Origin of the sequence: Micromonospora sp. URMC 107 (assembly GCF_051386315.1) — a bacterium.
GTDB lineage: Bacteria > Actinomycetota > Actinomycetes > Mycobacteriales > Micromonosporaceae > Micromonospora.
This window is the reverse complement of sequence record NZ_JBPQTK010000262.1, coordinates 1-2,011: the sequence shown is the minus strand read 5'-3', so window position 1 is coordinate 2,011 and position 2,011 is coordinate 1. Positions and strand designations below refer to the sequence as shown.

At 76.2% G+C, this 2,011-nt stretch carries 1 protein-coding gene and 1 pseudogene; both read left to right on the top strand.

The window, feature by feature from the left end:
- Positions 1-57: 57 nt before the first annotated feature.
- Positions 58-654: pseudogene (locus ACSNN9_RS28370) on the top strand (NADH-quinone oxidoreductase subunit C); the annotation flags it as partial.
- Positions 655-932: 278 nt separating this feature from the next.
- On the top strand, positions 933-1,895 hold the full coding sequence (locus ACSNN9_RS28365; RefSeq protein WP_357883232.1) for a complex I subunit 1/NuoH family protein: 963 nt from the start codon (positions 933-935) through the stop codon (positions 1,893-1,895).
- The last annotated feature ends 116 nt before the right edge of the window (positions 1,896-2,011 follow it).

The window sequence follows — 2,011 nt, the reverse complement described above, 5'->3', positions numbered from 1 at the left end:
GGTGGGTGGGGCGTTCGGTCCGGTGGGAGGTGCGGGCCAGGACCTAGGATCAGCGGCATGACTCCGGAAGAGGTCGGCCAGCGGATGGTCGCGCTGCTCGCGCCCGCCGAGGTGACCCCGTCGGTCTCCGGCGGCCAGGCGCACGCCCGCGCGACCGTCGACGTACCGCCGGCGAACTGGCCGGACGCGCTCCGCGCCGCCCGCGACGACGCCGAGCTGGCCTGCGACTACTTCGACTGGCTCTCCGCCGTCGACGAGCTCGCCGGTGGCTTCGACGTGGTGGCGCACCTCTGGTCCACCACCCGCCGGCACGGGCTCCTGCTGCGCACCCGGGTGCCCCGGGAGGCCCCGGCGGTCGCCTCGGTCATCGACGTCTATCCGGGTGCCGGGTGGCACGAGCGGGAGACGCACGAGATGTTCGGCATCGACTTTCCCGGCCACGCCGGGCTGGCGCCGCTGCTGCTGCCGCCCGAGTTCGAGGGTCACCCGCTGCGCAAGGAGTTCGTGCTCGCCTCCCGGGTGGCGAAGCCCTGGCCGGGCGCCAAGGAACCGGGCGAGTCCGAGGCCGGCGGCGGTCGCCGGCCGATCCGCCCGCCGGGCGTGCCCGCGCCGGGGGAGTGGGGGACGACGCCGACGCCGGCCGGTGCGGGCGGGGTCGGGGAGGGGCCGCGCGGCGGCACCCCGGCGCGCCCGGCCCGGGAGCGGCCCGCCCGGCCGGCCCCGGGGGCCCGTCCACCCCGTACCGCCCGGCCCGCCGCCACCGCAGACGGCCCGGCGCCGGCCGACCCGGCGGCCGTCCGGCCCGCCGACGCCGGTCCGCCGCCCGCGGCGCCCGGTGGCCGGCCGGCCAACTCCGACCCGCCGGCGGACCGGCCGACACCGCAGGGGCCAGCCGCGTCGGAGCGGTCCGGCGACGACGGAGGTACGCCCTGATGCCGCTGTGGTTGGAGCTGGTCATCCGGGTGGGGGGCGTGCTCGTCGCGTTCCTCACCCTGCCGCTGCTGGTCGGGCAGGCCGAGCACAAGGTGATGGCGCACATGCAGGGCCGGCTCGGCCCGATGTACGCGGGCGGCTTCCACGGCTGGGCCCAGCTGGTGGCCGACGGCGTGAAGTTCGTGCAGAAGGAGGACGTCACGCCCCGGGAGGCGGACCGGGCGGTCTTCCGGCTCGCCCCGGCGGTCGCCCTCGTGCCATACCTGCTGGTGCTGCTGGTGATCCCGCTCGGCCCGGACGACCTGGTCGGGCAGCCGCTGGACATCGGCCTGTTCTTCGTGCTGGCCGTGGTGGGCGTGGGCGTCGTGGCGGTGCTGATGTCGGCCTGGGCGTCGGCCAACAAGTACAGCCTCCTCGGCGGCCTGCGCGGGGCGGCCCAGCTGCTCGGCTACGAGCTGCCGCTGGTGCTGGCCGCCGCGTCGGTGGCGATGGCGGCCGGCACGCTCAGCCTCTCCGGCATCGTCGAGGCGTGGCAGCCGTGGTGGCTGCTCTGGCAGGCCCCCGCCATGGTCGTCTTCTTCCTCGCCGGGCTCGCCGAGATCCGCCGCCCGCCGTTCGACATGCCGGTCGCCGACTCCGAGCTGGTCTTCGGTTACATGACGGAGTACACGGGCCTGCGGTTCGCGTTCTTCCTGCTCGCCGAGTACGTCGGCATCGTGGTGATCGCCGCGCTCACCACCGTGCTCTTCCTCGGCGGCTGGCAGGGCCCGTTCGCCGACGCGCAGCTCGGCTGGCTGTGGACCCTGCTGAAGGTCTTCGCCGTCTCGTTCCTGATCATCTGGCTCCGGGTGTCCTACCCCCGGCTGCGCGAGGACCAGCTCCAGCGCCTCTGCTGGCTCGTGCTGGTCCCCGTCTCCCTGGGCCAGCTCGTCCTCACCGCCGCCGTCCGCGTGGCGCTGTAGGAGAAGGCCCGTCCCGACCCCGGCGGGCCGGCGCGCGTGCCGTGTCGGCAGCCGGAGCTGCGGGGCGCGCCGTCAGCGCAGCGGGGTGTGGGCGGGGTCGACGCGCTCGGCGGGCG